This window comes from Lysinibacillus sp. OF-1, from assembly GCF_028356935.1.
GTDB classification, from domain to species: Bacteria; Bacillota; Bacilli; order Bacillales_A; family Planococcaceae; genus Lysinibacillus; species Lysinibacillus fusiformis_D.
In genome coordinates this window covers 1,792,283-1,809,216 of the sequence record NZ_CP102798.1, presented here as the reverse complement: position 1 = coordinate 1,809,216, position 16,934 = coordinate 1,792,283, and the positions used below count along the sequence as shown (strand labels likewise).

The 16,934-nt window shown below is 41.3% G+C and carries 13 protein-coding genes; 1 reads left to right on the top strand and 12 read right to left on the bottom strand.

All coding sequences use genetic code 11. From position 1 onward, the window contains the following. Positions 1 to 3: 3 nt before the first annotated feature. From NV349_RS08570 to NV349_RS08525, 10 genes are all read right to left on the bottom strand, one after another. Complete coding sequence (locus NV349_RS08570) at positions 4 to 936, bottom strand: S66 peptidase family protein (protein ID WP_058844948.1); 933 nt, start codon at positions 934 to 936, stop codon at positions 4 to 6. After that, complete coding sequence (locus tag NV349_RS08565) at positions 933 to 1,880, bottom strand: ATP-binding cassette domain-containing protein (protein WP_082673763.1); 948 nt, start codon at positions 1,878 to 1,880, stop codon at positions 933 to 935. The genes NV349_RS08570 and NV349_RS08565 overlap by 4 nt, the downstream gene beginning before the upstream one ends. Then, positions 1,870 to 2,925: an ABC transporter ATP-binding protein gene (locus NV349_RS08560; protein WP_082673764.1), complete on the bottom strand. Its 1,056-nt coding sequence runs from the start codon at positions 2,923 to 2,925 to the stop codon at positions 1,870 to 1,872. Before NV349_RS08560 ends, NV349_RS08565 begins: the two co-directional genes overlap by 11 nt. A gap of 13 nt (positions 2,926 to 2,938) precedes the next feature. After that, positions 2,939 to 3,913: an ABC transporter permease gene (locus tag NV349_RS08555; protein ID WP_271912982.1), complete on the bottom strand. Its 975-nt coding sequence runs from the start codon at positions 3,911 to 3,913 to the stop codon at positions 2,939 to 2,941. Continuing rightward, positions 3,913 to 4,857 carry an ABC transporter permease gene (locus NV349_RS08550; protein WP_058844951.1) on the bottom strand — a complete coding sequence of 315 codons (945 nt, stop codon included), beginning with the start codon at positions 4,855 to 4,857 and terminating at the stop codon, positions 3,913 to 3,915. Before NV349_RS08550 ends, NV349_RS08555 begins: the two co-directional genes overlap by 1 nt. Before the next feature lie 81 nt (positions 4,858 to 4,938). Next, complete coding sequence (locus NV349_RS08545; RefSeq protein WP_058844952.1) at positions 4,939 to 6,762, bottom strand: peptide ABC transporter substrate-binding protein; 1,824 nt, start codon at positions 6,760 to 6,762, stop codon at positions 4,939 to 4,941. A gap of 461 nt (positions 6,763 to 7,223) precedes the next feature. Then, on the bottom strand, positions 7,224 to 8,018 hold the full coding sequence (locus NV349_RS08540; protein ID WP_058844953.1) for a M55 family metallopeptidase: 795 nt from the start codon (positions 8,016 to 8,018) through the stop codon (positions 7,224 to 7,226). Beyond that, entirely contained in the window at positions 8,015 to 8,620 is a 606-nt protein-coding gene (locus NV349_RS08535; RefSeq protein ID WP_082673765.1) for a M15 family metallopeptidase, read from the bottom strand. The genes NV349_RS08540 and NV349_RS08535 overlap by 4 nt, the downstream gene beginning before the upstream one ends. 383 nt (positions 8,621 to 9,003) lie before the next feature. Then, the gene (locus NV349_RS08530; protein ID WP_058844954.1) at positions 9,004 to 10,062 is read right to left on the bottom strand and encodes a DmpA family aminopeptidase; all 1,059 of its coding nucleotides are present in this window, start codon (positions 10,060 to 10,062) and stop codon (positions 9,004 to 9,006) included. A 1-nt stretch (position 10,063) separates the two neighbouring features. After that, entirely contained in the window at positions 10,064 to 10,762 is a 699-nt protein-coding gene (locus NV349_RS08525; RefSeq protein ID WP_058844955.1) for an aspartate/glutamate racemase family protein, read from the bottom strand. Between the two features lie 240 nt (positions 10,763 to 11,002). Between NV349_RS08525 and NV349_RS08520 the strand changes: the two genes are divergently transcribed. After that, on the top strand, positions 11,003 to 12,397 hold the full coding sequence (locus NV349_RS08520) for an alanine/glycine:cation symporter family protein (RefSeq protein ID WP_271912976.1): 1,395 nt from the start codon (positions 11,003 to 11,005) through the stop codon (positions 12,395 to 12,397). A 612-nt stretch (positions 12,398 to 13,009) separates the two neighbouring features. Here the strand turns inward: NV349_RS08520 and NV349_RS08515 are convergent. Then, positions 13,010 to 14,971 (bottom strand): methyl-accepting chemotaxis protein, encoded by a 1,962-nt coding sequence (locus NV349_RS08515; RefSeq protein ID WP_036129282.1) that lies wholly within the window; start codon positions 14,969 to 14,971, stop codon positions 13,010 to 13,012. A gap of 202 nt (positions 14,972 to 15,173) precedes the next feature. Continuing rightward, positions 15,174 to 16,853, bottom strand: a complete 1,680-nt coding sequence (locus tag NV349_RS08510) for a methyl-accepting chemotaxis protein (RefSeq protein ID WP_271912975.1) — start codon at positions 16,851 to 16,853, stop codon at positions 15,174 to 15,176. Positions 16,854 to 16,934 lie beyond the last annotated feature (81 nt).

Below are 16,934 nucleotides of genomic sequence, written 5' to 3'. Positions count from 1 at the left end.
TACCTACTCAATCACATGGATTCGCTGGTTGTCCGCATCCATTGAGATCGTTCTTCCTAAAGGCAGCGACATCGTTGGTAAGCAATGACCACATGCCATTTCGGCTATAATTGGCTTACCTAGAGGCACTAGTATTTCTTGGAAAATCATGTGTAGTGATAAGCTATGCTCTGGCCTTTGCAGATTTTCAGGCCCACAATTAGTCCATGCTCCTAACAAAATACCTGCCGCGTCATCCAACTTCCCCGCCAGTTTTAATTGTGTAAACATACGATCGACCCGTTGTTGCGTTTCATCGACATCTTCTAAAAACAGAATTTTACCTCTTGTATCAATTTCATAGGGTGTGCCAAGTGACGCTGTAATCAATGTTAAATTACCACCAATTAGCTGACCTGTAGCATTCCCGCTGACAAGTGTTGACATGGGCTGGTTAGAGGGATTTTCTAAGTAGAACGACGTTTTGTCATTGTCCATAATCTGCTGCCTGAAGGATTGCCATGTGTAGTCGTCCATTTCCTGTCTAATAAATTCTGTGGATGGCATCGGGGTATGATACGTAACAAAGCCACATAGCTGTTGAAAGGCTATATGTAAGGCAGTCACATCACTATAGCCTGCAAATACTTTAGGATTTGCTCGAATCAGCTCAAAATCTAATTGTGCTAAAATCTTCGTCGCCCCATAGCCTCCACGTATACAAAAAATGCCGTCAATGGTCGGATCACCAAACATGCGATGGACATCTGCCGCCCGCACATCATCAGCACCTGCTAAATAACCATGCCTTGCGTGACAGGTCTCCCCAACGACCACCTTGAGCCCTAGCTTCTCAATACTCGCAATAGCAGGCTGCAGCTTTTCTGGTGGTGTTGCCCCAGAAGCACTAATAAGACCAATAGTGTCACCTTTTTTCAATGCCTTTGGACGAATCATGTTTTTCCCTCCATTTTCAGTGAAGTACGATAATGCGTTAGTTCCTCTTCATTGGCCAAAATAAAATGACCTTTCTCTACTTCAACAAATGAAGGAGGATTTTCCTCATAACGATGCTGTGACGGATCATACACTTCAACGATTTTCCCTCGTTCCTTATAGGGATTCGGCTCTGGTACTGCAGATAACAGTGCCTTTGTATAAGGATGCAGCGGATGAGTAAATAGCTTTTCTGTGTCTGCCAGCTCAACCATTTTCCCTTTATAAATGACCGCTGTCCGATCGGTAATAAAACGGACAATTGATAAATCATGGGCAATAAATAAATACGTTAAATGATTACGCTGTTGCAGACTAGCTAATAAATTCAATACTTGTGCTCGGATGGACACATCTAGGGCAGAGATAGGCTCATCTGCAATAATAAACTCGGGGTCCATCACTAAAGCACGAGCAATGCCAATACGCTGCCGTTGTCCTCCTGAAAACTCATGAGGAAAGCGGCTAGAGAACTCTGGCAGCAAGCCTACATTTAATAAAGCATTGCGAACCTTTTGCTGACGGTCAGCCTCATCCTTATATTTCTTTGAAGAGTATAATCCTTCGGAAATAATATAATCTACTTTTGCTCGCTCATTGAGGGAGGCCATCGGGTCCTGAAAAATCATTTGGATTTTCTGCGTAATTTCTCTATCCCACTCTTTCGAAATTTTGCCCTGTATACTTTTGCCATGATACAAAATTTGTCCTTCTGTCACCTCATTAATGCGCATAATAGCCCGACCAATCGTTGTTTTCCCAGATCCTGATTCACCTACAATGCCAAATGTTTCACCTTTAAAAATATGAAAGCTGACATCATCAATCGCTGTAAATTTATGTTTCCCTTTACCAAATACGACGGATACATTTTGCACTTCTACTAGCACTTCTTTATCGGTCATTAGCATACTGCCTCCCTTCTACAAAAAATGCTTGTAAAGCGGCTGGCGGCTCTACTTTTGGTGCAAGTGGATCTAATAACCATGTGCGCGCATAGTGGGTGTCACTGACCTGAAAAAAAGGTGGACGCTCTACAAAGTCAATTTTTAATGCATATGGATTGCGTGGTGCAAAGGCATCACCCTTTATTTCCTGAAAAAGATTCGGTGGCGTGCCCTTAATTGAATATAATTGTTCCCCCTTTGAGCCAAGCTGAGGTAAGGAGGAAATGAGTGCCCACGTATAAGGATGCTTACTATTAAAGAAAATTTCATGCGTTTCCCCGACCTCAATGACATCACCCGCATACATCACGGCAATACGATCAGCCACCTTTGCGACAACGCCTAAATCATGCGTAATATAGACAATGGATAAGCCATATTTCTGCTGAAGATTCTTTAATAGTTGTAATATCTGAGCTTGAATGGTCACATCTAAAGCGGTTGTTGGTTCATCACAAATTAAAATATTCGGTTTACAGGCAATCGCAATAGCGATGACAATACGTTGGCGCATGCCTCCCGAAAATTCATGTGGGTATTGCTTATAGCGTTTTTTCACATCTGTAATACCTACATCTGTTAGCAACTTTAATGTTTCTTCATAGGCTTCCTTGCCTCTTAAGCCTTGATGCATGACGACACATTCCTCAATTTGCTTCCCAATGGTTTTGAGCGGATTCAACGATGTCATTGGGTCCTGCGTTACCATCGCAATTTCCTTACCTCGAATACGCAACCATTCTTGCTCTGTCGTAAACTGAGTTACATCCTGTGCATTGTAAATGATTCGTCCTTGCTGAATGCTGCCATTTTTATCTAGCAAGCCCATAATGGATTTCATCAGCACCGATTTTCCCGAACCTGATTCACCAACAATGGCTAAGCTTTCTCCCTTGTAAAGGTCGAGTGAAATATCGCGGATAGCTGTTAAGACACGACCCCGTAGCGTAAACTGAATGATTAAATTTTGTATGACTAATATGCGCGATTTTTTCAATGTCACTTATTTCCTCTCCTTACACATGGTTTTTCGGATCTGCTGCATCTGCAAAAGAATTACCAATAATATAGAATGCTATCGTGATGACACTTAACACAATACTTGGAAAAATCAGCTGATAACGTAAATCTGGTGACATCATGAGTACGCGTCCTTCATTAATTAAATTTCCTAAGGACGGCTCGCTGATTGGTAGCCCTAAACCGATATATGTTAGAAATACTTCGGCTCCTATCGCAAAGGGAATAGCGAGGCTCATACGCAACATAATCACTGAAGTTAAATAAGGTAATAAATTTTTTAAGATAATACGGTAATCAGGAGTGCCTAAACATTTTGAGGCTAGGTTGTATTCACGGTCACGTAAAATAACAATTTGATTGCGAATAAATCTCGCCATTTCCACCCATCCCGTTATACACATAGCTATAATGATCGTCGAAATACTTGGGCGTAAAATATAAGACATTAAAATGAGCACAATGGTTGTGGGGATATTATCGACAACATTATATAGCTGCGTTATCGATGCTTCTAATTTTCGTGAAAAGCCCCACAGTGTACCGATTGTAATACCGACTACTGCCTCTACCAAGGCTACGACACAGCCAATAAAGAGAGATGTTCTTGTGCCCGCCCAAATACGAGACCATAAATCCTGACCAATGGAATTCGTGCCAAACCAAAACTCTGCATTGGGGGTAATATTGCGTGCCTGCATCCCTGTTTGTTCATCCAAGTAAATTTCAGTTGGTGATTTTTGCGCTGGTAAATAAGGCTGGAGAATGGTGAAGCTGACAATAATAATCACTCCCACTAATAAAAAAACAGCTAGTCTATTTTTTAAAAAGGATTGCCATGTAGACCGCCAATAAGAGTAATTGGAATAGCCAGTTTCCTCTGCCTGTCTTGCGTCAACTTCAGCAAATTCAAACAATGTTTGACGGGACTTATTCGAAATATTATTGATTTCATCTGTATACATACCCATTAGCGCACACCCCCTCCCTTGCCTAATTTAATGCGTGGATCGACAAGTGCCATGGCAATGTCCCCTAAAATAAGTCCGATGATGCCAAGAGAAGAGAACACTAGCACTAAACCTTGCACAATCGTATTATCCTGACGCTGAATGGCATCCACGAGCAAGCCCCCCATCCCTGGAATGGAATAGAGCGATTCGATATAAATAGAGCCTGTAATCGTAAATAGAATGGTGGCAGGTAAGTATTGTGCCATTGGAATAAAGGCATTTCGCAGTACATGCTGGAACATCAATGTCCGCTCCTTCACACCCTTCGCCCTTGCTAGCTTAATATAGTCCTTGTTCAGTTCATCTACCATATATCGTCGCATCCACATCGCATAGGAGGCTGTCGGCGCCAACGCCATGGAGGTAAGTGGCAAAATCCAAGTAATCGGCCTGTACGCATCAAACAGCATCGGTAATTGAAAGAGTTCCGTAATATACATTTGAATGACTAAGTAGTAGACTGCTGCAGGGACAGCAACGACAAAGACGATATAGCCTGTCCCTAGCCGATCTAGCCAACGCCCCTTACGATAGGCCATCAAAATCCCTAACGGCACACCAATGAGTAGCGATAAAGCTACTGCCCCCAAACCAAAGAGCAGAGAATACATAATTTTATCCGCAATAATCGTCACAACCGGTACATCCGTACGATAAGTGACCGATTTGCCTAAATCCCCTTGCAACAAATTTTTATAAAAATTTCCTAACTGAACAAGCAATGGATCACGCAAGCCAAGATTTGTTAAATAAACTTCTTGCTGAGCCGGTGACATTTTATCGGCTGCCGCTCCTAAATATCCTTCCTCCGGCATTAATCGTAATAATGAAAAGACGATCGTGATGATAATTAAAAGGGTGAACACGGATTGTAAGAGACGTTTTCCTATATACTGCAACATGGCGCTATCCTCCTTTATCCAAAAGACTAAAGGAGATGCCGACTATTCTTTCGGTATCTCCTTTTCCTCTACGAAGCCATACTACTTTTCAGCATTCGCTAACGCTTCCGCACGTTCTTGCTCCCACTGCGCGAGCGCCTTTTTAAATTCTTCATTACTCATTGGCTTCTCCAGCACTTGCTGTCCTTTAAATTTCTCTGCCGTTACACCGAATGGCGAATATTGCGCCTCAAATGGATTTAATTTAGACGCCACATAGCCACTCCCCCCTACTGAATAAGGGATCACAAAGGCTTCATCAATTAAAAAGGCCTCTGCCTTTGCAAATAGCTCATAGCGTTTTGCAGCATCAATCGTTTCTTTCGCTTGATCCACAAGGTTTTGGTACGTCGTTTTGCCATTTGCCTCTTTATAGCCTTCTGCTAATTCTGGTTTATTGTAAGTACCGTCCACTGTGAATGGATCTGTATACGTAGAGGGATCTGCAAAGTCAGGACCCCAGTTCGCTTCTAAAAGCGCAAACTTGCCAGGACGACGCACCTCTGATAAGAAGCCTGTCGATGGACCAGCCTCTACAATAATGTCGACATAATCTGTCCCTAGTAATTTTTCAATCTGCTGTTCCACTACTTGAGAACGATTGGCCCAATCTGGACTGCCTGCATTATAGGGCATTAATACTTTTACAGGGAACGTGGCTTTACCTGCTAATGCTGTTTTCGCTTTTTCTTTGTACTCTAGAGCGAGCTCTTTATTGAAGGAATCTTCATTGGAAATGGTCGTAAGTGGCGCTAATTGGGTATAATCCACCCCTTCCACATCGACAAAGTTTTTCGGTGTAATAGTATTGCTCAGCAAATCTGCTGGATTATAAGGCTCAACCGTCAGCATTGCGGACACCCGATCCAGTGCATGGAATAAGGATTTACGGAAATCTTTATTATTGACTGCAACCTTCCAGTTATCTGGCTCATATTGGGCGTCAAATTGTGGATTAAAGTTAAGTGCATAGAAGTAGGTATAGAAGTTATTTTGTGTTTGACGAACCTGGGATTTTTTCTTCTCGTCTTTAAACCATTCATCAATAATAGAGGTTGGAATACTAGCAGAATCAATTTCTCCACGTAAAAACAGCTCTGGTGCCACTGTTGCCGCTTCTTTATTGTATTTATAGCGAATGCGATCAATCAGCACCTTGTCTTTATCCCAATACGACTCATTTTTCACAAGAACACGCTCATTTTGCGGTTCAAATTTATCTAAAAGATAAGCGCCATTATAAAGGAAATTTTCACGCGTCGTACCAAAATCCTTCCCTTTCTCGGCAATGAACTTGCCATTCACCGGGAAGAAACAAACATAGTTCAACATAGAAAGGAAATAGGGTGTCGGGGCTTCTAAAGTATATTCTACTGTATGTTCATCTAGCGCCTTTATGCCAACCTCCTTGAAATCAGCCAACTCGCCGTTATAGAAGGCCTCCCCATTTTTTACGACCGTCGCAATCCAAGACGTCGATGATTCATTTTTAGCATCAAGCACATAATGTAAGCCATCCACAAAGTCTTGTGCCACAACATCTGCATAGTCCTTCCCCTCATGTGTGACCCATTTAGCATCATCACGTAGCTTGAACGTCCAAACAGTAGCATCCTCATTAGCAGACCATTCCTTCGCCAATCCTGGCTGAACGACTCCATATTGATCGTATTCTATGAGTCCATCCACCATATTTGCGGCCACCGCAAATTCATTTGTTTCAGACGTCTTTAAATAATTTAACGTTTTAATTTCTCCCGAATACACAACACGATATTCCGATGCCTTTTCACTCAATGATTCATCATTGCAGGCTACACAAAACAATACGACCAGACATATGAACAGCAACCAAGACTTTCTCACAAGCATCCCCCTAATCATCTTTTTATAATGAAAATCCTATTGCAAGGACGGATGCACCTTCAATAGGATCTTTCAAACATAAGCTAGGTCCTTCTAAATCGACCCACTATCGATGAAATGCACAACGATTCCATGCTCGTTGTCACGGTAATGAGATAAATTTGTAGGTTCTATCAAATCAAACATATTGGACAGCGTGTCCCACTGCTTTTTGACTACATCTTTGAGTGGTGGCTTCGCTGGAATGAGCGATTTTGCCTTGTTGTGATCGGGGCAAGCGCTTTACTGAGCAAATTCTTCACTCGGGTGAGCGCCTCTCCTCTTTCTGAGCGAGGTCATCGCTTCGATGAGCGCTTTTCACCTTTCCATGAGTAAGGCTTTTCCTGAATGAGCACTCTATTCCTATTTTGGAACGAAGCTATCACTATTGATCATTCATTGATAAAGCAAGCTCAGTAGCATCATGTTAAAAATTGTAAAATACGAAGCACCTCATAAAAATCATCGGTGATAAACTCTACGGTATTATGTGGTTTGAATGTGGCATTTGGATAGAAAGAATTGCGATAAGCTCGTGTATGGTCTCGATAAATAATCTCCACCACAAAGCGTTCTGGTAACGCTACCTGCAAATCAGCACGTGGCACTTTCATTGCAGACTCTACCAGACGTTTGGTTTCCATAATGGTTAGCTGTGGGCTGACACTAATCGTTGCATTTCCGATGCCTTCCTTTGTGGCAAATGTAATCATATGTTCATTCAAGGCCTGTATTTCCTCTGTTAGCCCCACATCCCCACTAACGAAGGATACAGGAACATCATGTAAAGCCGCCGCATACGTATTGATTAAAAATTCGCTTGCATAATGACCATTAATTTTGACGTCGGCATATGTGCAAAGTGTATGGGCAAGTGGGTTGCGCTCACTTCCTCCTTTACTGTGATAGCCAATAAAAATGGCACGGTCAAAGCTTTGATCAAGACCTGCCACCATACACATTGGATCATATGTCCAGCCACGGATGACTTTACAATTGATGGGTAAATTGGAAATATCGAGATTGCGAGCAGAATCATGGGCATCCTTTAATAAAATTTCTGTGGCGCCTCCTGCTATCGCTCCTTCAATGGCTGCTTCTACTTCTCGTGTCATTTGTCTTTGGAAAAACAGATAGTCCGGTGCGTTTAACTCGGTCTCACTCCATGATGTTGTACCTGTAATCCCTTCAATATCTGCGCTAATATAAACCTTCATAGAAATCGCAACTCCTTTACATTATGATTTTGTATTGTTGCGTGTACTGCTCCATAATGGGCTACCTGTGCTTGCACACGTCTTGCCCATGCCACATTGTGATAATCGTAATGCCACCATTCCTCTGCATAATTCGTGAATCCAGCAAGTGACAAGCAGTTGTACAGCAGACGCCGATGCTGACAGGCCAGCGGATTTTCCTTCAAGTGCTGTTCAAAATAACGTGTCGCAGATTTTTCATGCATTTCGTCAAAAGCTGTACCAAGATCCAACGCTTTACCATGGACATCAGCCAGCGTGACATCAATTGCACCACCTGTTAAATGTGGGGCGAATTCTTCACTTGGCAAAGCTACATATTTTTTCGTAGCCTGCACAAGCTCCTGTGATGTTGCCTGTGGCATTTGTTGTGCTAATTGCTTTGAAAAATGGGTAAACAAATATTGCTGTACTTGAAACGGACGATACCCATCATAAAGTAAGAGACTATATTCCTGTGGTAATAACGTTAACGCCTGCTGCAAACGCTTATAGACCCCTTCTCGCACATAAATAACTTGCAAACTATCAGGAATCTGTTGCTGATAGTAGATAGGCTCCATGAATAGTCTCGGATGTGTAGCTGTGACCCGGATAAGCGGCTCACCGTTTTCACGAACAAACGGAGATAGAGGTGGATTCCTATTTACAGCTGCCGCTATTGGTTGAAATAGGTTGATGATATTGGCACACCTCCTTAATTTTTAGATAATTCAGTTTTTTTAAAATGAATGTTATCATATCTCTCTAGCATTGACTAGATAAAAAAGGAATAATTACAATATAATAGTTTTTCTCCTATAATGATTCATATTCCAGCAAAACACTGTCGAAAAATCACTTTTGTCCTCTAGTTAAGGATTTTATTCATCACATTGCTCGCTCATGCTAACGAAGTACAAAAAAAGCTATCGAAACATGGATGATGTCTCAATAGCTTTAATCGTTATGCCTTATGAAAAGCGTAAGCTTCCACTGTATGGCCATTGCGTCCCGTTGTAGTCTGGGCCTGAGATAATGAATTGAGTATCGCTTCCTCTGTCGCTTCAGCTGCGGCGACAAACAACTGATTCATGACGGGATGATCCTCACGTAGCTGTGTTCTTGTTTCCATCAGCTGATCTGTCGTATGAGGAATACTGTGTGCCGTTGTAAAACCAATGACTACGTCTCCACTACCATGTGAAAAGTGACTACCTGTCCGACCGAGACCGATACCACAGCGTTTAATGACACGCAGCAATTGGCGGCTACTCAACGGGGCATCCGTTGCAAGAATAATAAGTATTGAACCATCTGTAGGAGATAATGTTGATTGGCTTTGCCTATTGGAAGCGTTGTAACGCTCGGCTAAAAAATCAGTGCTTTGACCAAAATTACTGAGAACTAGACAACCTACTGTATAGCTAATTTCCTGTTGTTCAACTTTAACAAGGCGAGAAGACGAACCAATCCCCCCTTTATAGCCAAAACACATCATACCTTTCCCTGCTCCAACGGCTCCTTCCTGTACTATATCCGTAGAGGCTTGACGAATGGCTGCTATTGCATGTTCTGGTGTCACGGGACACGCTCGAATCGAATTTAAATAACTATCATTACATTCGCCTACAACAAGATTAATCGTTCCTGTTATGAGCCCAATATCTTCATTCAAGTCCAACATATAGCTTAGTGTTCCTTGTGTAACGGCTGGCACGCCAAAGGTATTCGTTAACATAATAGGTGATTCGATCACACCAAGCTCATTGACTTGCACAAGTCCCGTTGTTTTTCCGAAACCATTTAACACATAGCTTGCCGCCGTTACCTTTTGCTGAAATAAATTACCACCATGCGGTAAAATGGCTGTGACTCCTGTACACGCATAAGCACCGTCCTGATCTAATGGCTCATCCAATGTGACATGTCCCACCTGAACTCCCGCTACATCGGTCATACAGTTTTTTGGTCCAACTGGTAACTTGCCAATCTTGATGCCCATTTGTCGTACCTTGCCTGGCATATTACAACTCCTCCTGAATCGCCATGGACACCGCAGTTTGTGCATGAATGGCTGCTGTATCAAACACTGGCACACTAATATCCTCCTGCTGAATCAATAAACCAATCTCCGTACAGCCTAAAATCACTCCTTGTGCCCCCGCTTGCACAAGCTCCTCAACAACTTGGATATAGTACGATTTGGCGTCTTGCTTAATGATACCTAAACACAGTTCTTCATAAATAATCCGATTTACTTCCATTCGTTCGTGGCTGTCTGGCACAATAACCTCAATACCAAAGCCCTCTACTCTTGCTTTATAAAACGCCTGCTCCATCGTATACTTCGTGCCAAGAAGGGCTATTTTCTGTAGACCTGCCTCTTTAATTTGTCTAGCCGTTGCATCCGCAATATGTAAAATCGGGATGGTAATCGCTGCCTCTATAATATCAATGACCTTATGCATCGTATTCGTACAAATAATAACGAAATCTGCACCTGCACGCTCAAGTGATTGCGCTGCTTGTGCCAGAACATTCCCCGCTTTGTCCCACTCTCCTTTCGCTTGAAAATGCTCAATTTGTTGGAAATCCACACTATATAAAATACATTTGGCAGAATGTAAGCCTCCTAGTCGCTGTTTGACCTGCTCATTCATGAGCCTGTAATAGGCAGCGGAGGATTCCCAGCTCATCCCACCAATTAAGCCGATTGTTTTCATCAACATCACACTCCTTTTCTATTATTATACGCATAACTCGCAATGAAATAAGAGAATTTTCCAAATTTAATGCTTTATCTCCCTATCGAATATGACAGAAAAATAGTATTTAAAGCAACTCTATCCATTTAAATATTTTAAAATCACAAAATATTATGATTATTTTCATTATTTTAGAAATGTTGATTTTTTATAAAAAAACAGTGTAGACTAAAGCGTATTGTAAAAGGAGGACAACTTATGGAATGGATTTCAAGTATTGTAAATAGTGGAAATAATGTTTTATGGACATATATCCTAATTATCTTATTAATCGTAGCAGGACTATATTTTTCATTTGGTACGAAGTTTGTACAAATTCGTCTGTTTCCTGAAATGTTTCGTTTAATTGTAGAAAAAAGAGAGGGCGAATCAGGTGTATCACCGTTCCAGGCTTTTACTATTAGTGCTGCTTCACGTGTCGGCACAGGAAATATTACAGGTGTTGCCTTAGCCATTGGTGTAGGAGGACCAGGTGCTGTTTTTTGGATGTGGATCATCGCTATTTTAGGGATGGCTACTGCCTTCATTGAAAGTACCTTAGCACAGGTTTATAAAGTGAAGGATGGTAATACATTCCGGGGTGGACCTGCCTACTACATGGAAAAAGCGTTAGGTCAACGAAAGCTAGGAATTATTTTTAGTATTTTATTAACATTTAGCTTTGGGTTTATTTTTAATGCTGTACAGTCCAATACAATTGCCACGTCAGTTGGAGAAGCATTTGATATCAAACCAGCGATCATTGGGATAATACTTGTCGCCTTAACAGCCTTAATTATTTTTGGCGGTGTTCATAGAATTGTGAAGGTGACGCAAATTCTTGTACCTGTCATGGCGATTTTCTATTTACTTGTAGCCCTTTTTGTTGTAGTGACAAATTTCTCGGAAATCCCGCATGTTTTTAACTTAATTTTCACACATGCATTTGGCCTACAGGAAGCTGCTGGTGGTGCAATTGGGGCGGCTATTATGCAAGGTGTCCGTCGTGGTTTATTTTCCAACGAGGCTGGTATGGGGAGTGTACCTAATGCGGCGGCAACTGCCAATACCTCACACCCTGCCAAACAAGGGCTAGTACAAAGCTTAGGTGTCTTTTTTGATACGATCATGATTTGTACAGCGACTGCCTTTATCATTATTTTAGCTGGCTTATATGATAAAGGCGAAAGTGACGGCATTATCTTGACGCAAAATTCTTTAGCTGTCCAAGTTGGGGACTGGGCTCCTTACTTTATTGCTATCGCCATCATCTTCTTTGCCTTCAGTTCGATCATTGGAAACTATTATTATGGTGAATCCAATATTGAGTTTATGGATGCGCATAAAGGTTGGATGTTTAGCTATCGTATATTAGTGTTAGCTATGGTCATGTTTGGCTCTGTAGCTCAGGTACAGCTTGTATGGAATTTAGCTGACCTATTTATGGGTCTAATGGCGCTCATCAATATAGCCATTATTATTATTCTCGGTAAAATTGCCTTCCTTGTATTAGACGACTTTACACAGCAACGTAAAGCTGGTAAAAATCCTGTCTTTTATGCAAAATCAATTCCAACCTTAAAAAATACAGACTGTTGGGAAGAAAATCGATAAACAGCTAACGCCACTCCTTTTGATAGGAGTGGCGTTTCATGTTGTTGAAAAAAGGTAATGTCAACGGCATAATAAGCAATTTTGTAAGGCGAGGGGTTGATTTCCGTTCCGCCAGCGTCCTTTCCAGGGGGCGTCCGATGAGCCGCTTCACTCACTGCGTTCGCTCCAGGGTCTCCTCTGTGACGCTAAATCCCCTAGGAGTGACACTGGCTCCACTCCAATCAACCATTCTGCCAAAGTGTCTTTTCCTGAACAAAATAGCCCATTATTTATAGTATAAGAGAGGATAGCTTCTTACTTTCAATGTGGAGAAGTGATGTGTGACAACACCCCTCCATAAAAGAGTAGTGAGTATGTTCACTTTTTTGCTAAAAAGTGAACATTTTTATTTTATGGATTGGAGTGGAAGGCTACTTGACTCCCGTGGGAATAGCGAGACAGGCGAGCCCCTGCACGGAGCGGTAGCGGAGGAAGCGGCTCGGCGCTCGCCCACAGGAAAGCAAGTAGCCTGCAACGGAAATCCTTTTTCACCTTTCACATAAATTCTATGGATGGTTTTGTTTTTCAACACTATGAAAAGCCACTCCTTTTGATAGGAATGGCGTTTGTGCTTTAATATTTAAATTGACTAATCAGTTGCTTTAATTCATCCGCCATATGTGCGAGTGCTTGTGCCGAGGCATTGATTTCTTCCATTGAGGCTAATTGTTCCTCTGTTGATGCCGCTACATCCTCGGATGCAGAAGCATTGCCTTTTGCAGAGAATGCCAAATCTTCTGTTACGGCTGCCACCTCTTGGACGCCTGCTGACATTTGCTCAGAGGCTGAAGAGACTTCCTCCATTTTAGGTGTAATTTCATTCATGCTTGCCATAATGACTTGGAATTTTGCAATGGCTTCATCCGAAATATGCAGACCACTTTGCACATCCTCCGTTACCTTCGCCATAATACTGACAGATTGCTCCGTCTCTTGCTGAATACCTCGAATAAGCTCAAATATTTGTTTGGCCGATTCTTGTGATTGTTCTGCTAGCTTGCGAACCTCATCTGCCACAACGGCAAACCCTTTCCCATGCTCACCTGCTCTTGCCGCCTCAATAGCTGCATTTAATGCAAGTAAGTTCGTTTGATCGGCAATGCTCGTAATGACATCTAAGATGGACGTAATTTGCTGAGATCGTTCATGCAAGGTTTGAATTTTCGCATTGGAATCTGCTACAGATAAATGAATGGATTGCATTTGATCCTTCGTATTCTGCACAGCTTGTCCACCCTCATCTGCTTGTGATGTTGCATGCTGCGAAAGGTCTGTCACAGCAGAGGATATTTCGGCAATATGCAAAATAGCTGTTGAAAGCTCATGCAGTGATTCTGCATTTTTATTGGCACTGATCGTTTGCGAATCAGCACTTGAGGCAACATCCTGAATAGAAATCGCCACTTTTTCCGTTGCAATGCTTGTTTGATTCGCGTTGGCTGTTAGCTCCTCTGCTGACGAAGCCACTTCCTCTGCATTTTGCTCAATTTTTTGAATAAGTGTCCGTAAGCTTTCTTGCATATCATTAAAGGCTTGTCCTAATTGACCAATCTCATCCTTCGACGTAACCGTCACCGTTTCTGTCAAATCGCCTTTACTGATCGTCACAGCACTATCCTTTAAAGCTTTAATTGGCTTTAACACAGCCCTCATAACAAAATAAAAGACAATCGTACTAATAACAATAGCCGCAATCAGCACTAAAATCGTATGGTATAAAATTTTAGATGCCGATTCATCAATTTCTTTGGCAAAAATGGTCCCTGTGATTTTCCAATCAGTCAGTTCATTTGTTGTATAGAACAGGATTCGGTTATCACCGTCAAAGACATATTTATAGGTACCAGAAGGATTTTCGTACATTTGATCGAGGAAGCTTTCTTTTAGTTTTCCTCCAGCTTCAAGCGTAGGGTGTGAGATAACCATATTTTCTTCACCAAAAATAGAAGGATAACCATTTTTCCCGATTCGAATGGAATCTGCAATTTTTTGAAGGTCTGTCAGTTTAATATCAATAGCCACAACCCCAGCATGATCCTTAATCTGTTTGGCAACCGTCACAACCATATCGCCAGTTCCTGCATCTTTATAAGGATTTGTGATTAACGTTTCTCCTTTGAGGGCTGTTGCCTCTTTATACCAATCTCGATCTAGTGGATTATAGTCTGCATCATTTAATTTTGGCTCTTGTGTAAAGGAGCCATCGTTCATGCCAATATAAATACTTAGCACATCTGGATTTAGCTCTACATACTGATGCAAATTCGTCTCAATAGAGGCTTGGGATTGCTGATATTTTCCTGCATCTAATTCACTGCTAAATACATTGATATCATCCATTTTTTCGCTAATGGTTTTATCAATAAGCTTATTTAAAATGCCCACACTTTCATTGGCACTAAATAATATTTCTTCTTCTATTGAGTCTTTTGCAGATAAATAAGATAAACTCCCAACAGAAATGACAGGAATTAGTAATACTAGCGCAAATAAAGTATAAAGCTTGCCCTTAAAACTGCTAAATAGTTTCTTCATATATCAATCTCCTTTTGATTCTTGTCGTGAAAAAATAGCAAGCTATTTTCCACAGTATTTCCCTCTCTTTATCTGCTTCACATTTCTCCCAAAGCTTTTATCGGATGAAATATTATTTTTCAAACATATTTTTGAATTTCTTATTATTCAGGCTTTGCAGACAACTAGAAAACCCCTGTAAATATACAGAGGTAGTGTTTCGTTAATATTTAAATGACTGTATAGACTCTTGCAAATCTATCGCCATTTTCGCTAGATGTGTAGAGGAAGCTGCTACCTCCTCCATTGCTGCATTTTGTTCTTCTGAAGAGGCTGCAACACTTTGTACATGGCGACTCGATTTCATTGAGACTTCACTAATATAATCAATTTCTTTGACTAACTTTTCTACATCCTGATGAATAGTCCGAATGGCTGTTGTCACTATCTCAGTTTGTGCTTGTACATCATTAATGGCATCATCAATCTGTATAAAATTATCTCTTGCCACATTGACCTTTTCACGTCCTACATGGACCGAATCATTGCTATTGACCATATCCTCTTCAATGACTCTCGTGCTATCGGTAATTTGTGCCACTACTTTTTCAATGTCCCCCGCTGCAAGATTGGACTCATCTGCTAGCTTGCGTACTTCCTCTGCAACAACCGCAAAGCCTTTGCCATGTTCACCGCTTCTTGCCGCTTCAATCGAGGCATTGATTGCCAGTAAATTAGTTTGTGTCGCAATACTTTTAATGACATTCACGGCTTTTACAATCGCCGCTGTATTGTCATCTAAATCTTGCACACGGGTATTTAACTCGCTTGTATTGGCAGAAATTTCATTCATTTGTTCCGTCACATCATGCACAGAAGAACGCCCTATACTCGCCATATTTTTCGTTTCGACGGTTGCATGATTCACGTTATGGATACTTGTAGAAATATCATTCATTTTCTTTAAAATATGAGCTGATAAATTCCGTACATCGCTTGTTAAAGTGTCCTGCTGGTCAATTCCTTGTGCAATATCGTGAATAGATTCCGTCACCACTTCTGTCGCCTGTGTAACCTCCATGCTACTAGCCGTCAGTTGTTCTGATGTGGCTGCAACTTGTTCGGAGGAGTTGCCTACTTGTTTCATCATCAGTCGAAGCTTTTGTGACATACTATTAAAGGACTCGGCCAAATGGGCGAATTCATCCTTGGTTTTAAATTGTAAATGCGTGTGCAAATTCCCTTCAGAGAATTTATCCATTTCTATTACTGTTTGCTGAATGTTTTTAGCGATTCGTCTCCCAAATACTGTGGCAATGATGATACTAACAATCAAAGAAATAACGGCTAGTATTGTAATTTCTACCCCGCTTCTTTCTCCTTCTTGCTTGGTTGCTTCAATATGAGCTTGCATCTCTTCCTGTTGAGCCGTTGCCATCGTCTTACCAAAGACAACTAACTTCAGAGAACCTTCACCTAAAATTGGCAATGCTTGCTGTTGGGCTTGTTGATGATCTCCTCGTTGATAAAGTGGCACTATCTGCCCATCTATCGCCTTTTCCCAATCGGCTAGTTGCTGTAAAAACTGCTCAAACTCTTCATTGCTATCGCCTTTTTCTTGGAGACGATTAATCGACGTATGTAAGGTCTCGCGGATTTCATGGTGGTTGTTAAGCATTTCTTCCTTGCCATATAATATATACCCACGAATAGCTGCATTTGCTCGAACTGTTTGGAACGAGATATCTTGATATAAATGAATAAATTCTGTCTTGTCTTCAATTTCTGCTAGAGTCTGATTATTATGATTCAAGTAGTATAATGCAATACCTGAAATAAGCAGTAGGAAGACGAGTACAATGCCAAAAGCAATTTGTAGTTTTCGTTCCACAGTTAGTCTCATATGATTCCCTCAATTCTACTATAATCATATTGAGTATAGCCTACCTAAACCTATTAACCTATATAATATGTATCTATCCTC

What these genes read in the sequence shown, in the direction of transcription:
- NV349_RS08520 (WP_271912976.1), top strand. Translation starts at nt 11,003, where the DNA reads ATGGAATGGATTTCAAGTATTGTAAATAGTGGAAATAATGTTTTATGG.
- NV349_RS08535 (WP_082673765.1), bottom strand. Translation starts at nt 8,620, where the DNA reads ATGGAGCCTATCTACTATCAGCAACAGATTCCTGATAGTTTGCAAGTT.
- NV349_RS08550 (WP_058844951.1), bottom strand. Translation starts at nt 4,857, where the DNA reads ATGTTGCAGTATATAGGAAAACGTCTCTTACAATCCGTGTTCACCCTT.
- NV349_RS08510 (WP_271912975.1), bottom strand. Translation starts at nt 16,853, where the DNA reads ATGAGACTAACTGTGGAACGAAAACTACAAATTGCTTTTGGCATTGTA.
- NV349_RS08530 (WP_058844954.1), bottom strand. Translation starts at nt 10,062, where the DNA reads ATGCCAGGCAAGGTACGACAAATGGGCATCAAGATTGGCAAGTTACCA.
- NV349_RS08555 (WP_271912982.1), bottom strand. Translation starts at nt 3,913, where the DNA reads ATGGGTATGTATACAGATGAAATCAATAATATTTCGAATAAGTCCCGT.
- NV349_RS08570 (WP_058844948.1), bottom strand. Translation starts at nt 936, where the DNA reads ATGATTCGTCCAAAGGCATTGAAAAAAGGTGACACTATTGGTCTTATT.
- NV349_RS08515 (WP_036129282.1), bottom strand. Translation starts at nt 14,971, where the DNA reads ATGAAGAAACTATTTAGCAGTTTTAAGGGCAAGCTTTATACTTTATTT.
- NV349_RS08565 (WP_082673763.1), bottom strand. Translation starts at nt 1,880, where the DNA reads ATGACCGATAAAGAAGTGCTAGTAGAAGTGCAAAATGTATCCGTCGTA.
- NV349_RS08525 (WP_058844955.1), bottom strand. Translation starts at nt 10,762, where the DNA reads ATGAAAACAATCGGCTTAATTGGTGGGATGAGCTGGGAATCCTCCGCT.
- NV349_RS08540 (WP_058844953.1), bottom strand. Translation starts at nt 8,018, where the DNA reads ATGAAGGTTTATATTAGCGCAGATATTGAAGGGATTACAGGTACAACA.